The organism is Pseudokineococcus marinus, assembly GCF_013004605.1.
Taxonomy (GTDB): Bacteria; Actinomycetota; Actinomycetes; order Actinomycetales; family Quadrisphaeraceae; genus Pseudokineococcus; species Pseudokineococcus marinus.
In genome coordinates this window covers 1-3013 of record NZ_JABEMA010000341.1, presented here as the reverse complement: position 1 = coordinate 3013, position 3013 = coordinate 1, and the positions used below count along the sequence as shown (strand labels likewise).

The following is a 3013-nucleotide window of genomic DNA, read 5'->3' as shown; positions in this document are numbered from 1 at the left end:
CTGGCCGCCTGGCGCGCCGCCGGCCTGCCCACCGCGTCCGGCGACCCCGAGGCGCCGGTGCCCGGTGACGTCGACCTGGCCGCCGGGCACCTGCCCGTGGTGGACGCCGACGGCGCCGCGGAGCTGGCCGCGCGCGGCCGCCTGCTCGACGCCCGCGCGCACGAGCGCTACACGGGCGAGGTCGAGCCGGTCGACCCGCGGGCCGGTCACGTGCCGGGCGCCCTCAGCGCGCCCACCGCGGACAACCTCGACGCCGACGGGCGGTTCCGCGACGCCCACGAGCTGTCCCGGCGCTTCGCCGCGCTGGGCGTCGGACCGGGCGTGGAGGTCGGCGTCTCGTGCGGCTCCGGCGTCACCGCCGCGCACGAGGCGCTGGCCCTGGAGCTCGCCGGCTGCCGCCCGGTGCTTTTCGCCGGCTCGTGGTCGGCGTGGTCGAGCGACCCGGCGCGGCCCGTGGCGGTGGGACCGCAGCCCTGACGGCAGCTCTCGACCGACCGCCGATAATGAGCGTTATGACATTCACCGTGACGGCCCGCCCCCCGCACGGCCTCGGGCTCCTCCCCCGTCAGCCCGTCGCGGCGCCGGGACCGCGCTGGCCGCGGCGTCGCCGGAGCCACGCCAGCGGGCGCCGGACGGTCGACAACGGACCGAAGCCCCGCTCGTAGGAGCTCGTCCGCGTCGAGCCGACCTGGAAGAGGACGAAGGCCGGCACCCAGAGCAGCCGCGCCTGCGCCGGAGCCAGCACCAGCACCGCCACCATCGCTCCGGCGAGCAGGAGCCACTCCAGCGCGACGACGACGGCCAGCGACCCCGGCGCGAGCCACGGCGCCCGCCCGTCCCAGGGCCCGGAGCCGGGACGGCTGCGCAGGTGCACCAGCGACGGCGCGGCCGCACTGAGGAGGCCCGCCGCGACGAGGACCGCCCGGACCGCGCCGTCGGCCCCGGTGCCGGCGCCCGCCAGGAGGTAGGCGCCCACGACCGCGACGGCGCCGGCGACGTCCCAGGCCCGCACGTCGAGGGCGGACCCGGCGGGTCGGTCGCGGGCGACGACCAGGGCGCGGCCCGGGACGGGGCGGGGCGAGCGGCCCTCGGCGCTCAGCAGGCCGGCGTGGGCGAGCAGCAGGGCCACGTGGGCGCGGCGCCCGAGCCCCTCCGCCGGCGGGGCGCCCCGCTCCCCCAGGAAGGTCGTCGCCTCGAGCGCCCAGGCGAGGAGCACGCAGGCGGTGTAGGTGGCGAGGACCGTGGCCACGAGGAGGATCCCGAGCACCGGGGGCAGCTCACCGCCGGCGGCGGCGTGGTACCCGGTCCACACGCGCAGGCCGTACCCCAGCGGCACGCACGCCAGGACGGGGAGCCCGAGGCGCCGGGCGGCCACGCCGTCGGGCGCGACGGGGCCCGCCCGGCGGACGCGCTCACGGGCGAGCTCGTAGGCGCCCGAGACGAGGACGAGGAGGACCAGGAAGCCCGTCGCCGCCTCGCCGGCGGAGCCGGGGAGCAGCACCGCGAGGGCGACGGCCGCGGCGACGCGGGCCCCGAGGCTGCCCCACACCACCGCCGCGCGCGCGGGCGTCCAGGGGAACGTGAGGCGACCGCGGTGGTCGCGCTCGGGATGGGCCGCGTCGGCGGCGCGGTCGCGCAGGTCGTTGAGCTGGTAGCGGGCCTGGTACGCCAGGGGCTCCACGACGACCCACAGCACGACGAGCTGGACGATCGCCGCCGGGCCGGGCACGCGCCCCGCGGCCACCAGGGCGACGGCCGCGCCGAGCGGCACGAGGGGCAGCTTGAGCAGCATCTCGCGCGAGCGGGGCAGCAGCGCGCGGGCCAGGACCTGCCGGCGCGTGGCGCGCAGGTCCTCCCCGGAGCCCGTCGGCGCCGCGGCGGCGTCCGCAGCGGTGGCACCCCCTCGGGGACGCTGCGTGACGGCGTCCTCGTCCACCCCCCCGACCGCGCTCACGACGAGTGACGCTAGGCCATGAGCGCCCGCCACCGGCCCCGACGACGCCACCGACGCCCGACCGGGTGAGCGCGGCGTGCGCCCGTACGGATGCCGTCACCGGCCGTCCACCCCGTGTCCTCCCGGCGGGGGCCCCGTCTGCGCCACGATCGGCACCACCACGCAGCACCCGCCCCCGGAGGAGATGGTCAGTGCCGTCGCCCACGCACCTCGTCACCGTCGACTGCTTCGACACCGCCATCACGCGCGCCCTCGGTGAGCCGCGGCAGGTCGGCTACGTCGTCGCCGAGCGGCTGCGGCGCGCCGGTGTCGTGAGCACGCCCCCGGAGCAGTACGTCGAGGCCCGCGAGCGCGCCGAGCACCTCGCCCGGCGGCGGGTCGGGCCGGGTCGCACGCTCGACGACGTCGCCCGCGAGCTCGTCGCGCTGCTGGGACTGGACCCGGACGTCGCACCGGTGCTCGTCGAGGCGGAGGTCGACGCCGAGGTACTCCTGACGCGGCAGGTGCCCGGCACGGCCTCGCGCCTGGCCCGCGAGCGGGACCGGGGGGCGCAGGTGGGCTTCCTGTCCGACACGCCGCTGACGACCGACCAGCTGCGCCGGCTGCTCGCCCGCGCCGGCGTCCTCGACGAGCGCGACCTGGTCTGGACGTCGAGCGAACTGGGGGCCGAGAAGGGCGAAGGGGCGGCCTACGCAGCCGTCGTCGCCGACCTCGGAGGGCGACCCGGCACCTGGCGGCACTCGGGCGACAACCACCGGTCCGACGTGGTGATGGCGCGGCTCTCCGGTGTCCGGGCGAGCTGGGCGCCGGCCGGGTCGCTGACACGCTACGAGCGCGCGCTCGACCGAGCCTCGCCCGCCACCGGGGGCGTGTCGTCGCTGCTCGCCGGCTCCTCGCGACGGGCGCGCCTGCTCCTGGCGGCGAGCGACGCGGACGCCGACCTCGCCCCTGCCGCCACGGGCGCCCTCGGCGCGGTGGTCGTGGCCTACGGCCTCTGGGCGCTGGCGCGCGCCGACGCCGCCGGTGCGGCGGCCGTGCGCGTGCAGGGGTCGAGCGGCG

General features: G+C 79.1%; 3 protein-coding genes. 2 read left to right on the top strand and 1 reads right to left on the bottom strand.

Features of this window, described 5'->3' with window-relative positions:
- On the top strand, positions 1-477 hold a 477-nt coding region (locus HLB09_RS15070), incomplete at its 5' end, for a sulfurtransferase (protein WP_281359471.1).
- Positions 478-565: 88 nt separating this feature from the next.
- Here HLB09_RS15070 and HLB09_RS15065 read toward each other — a convergent pair.
- Entirely contained in the window at positions 566-1954 is a 1389-nt protein-coding gene (locus tag HLB09_RS15065; protein WP_171204146.1) for a hypothetical protein, read from the bottom strand.
- 191 nt (positions 1955-2145) lie between these two features.
- Between HLB09_RS15065 and HLB09_RS15060 the strand changes: the two genes are divergently transcribed.
- Positions 2146-3013: HAD family hydrolase (locus tag HLB09_RS15060; protein ID WP_171204145.1), on the top strand; the 868-nt coding region annotated here is incomplete at its 3' end.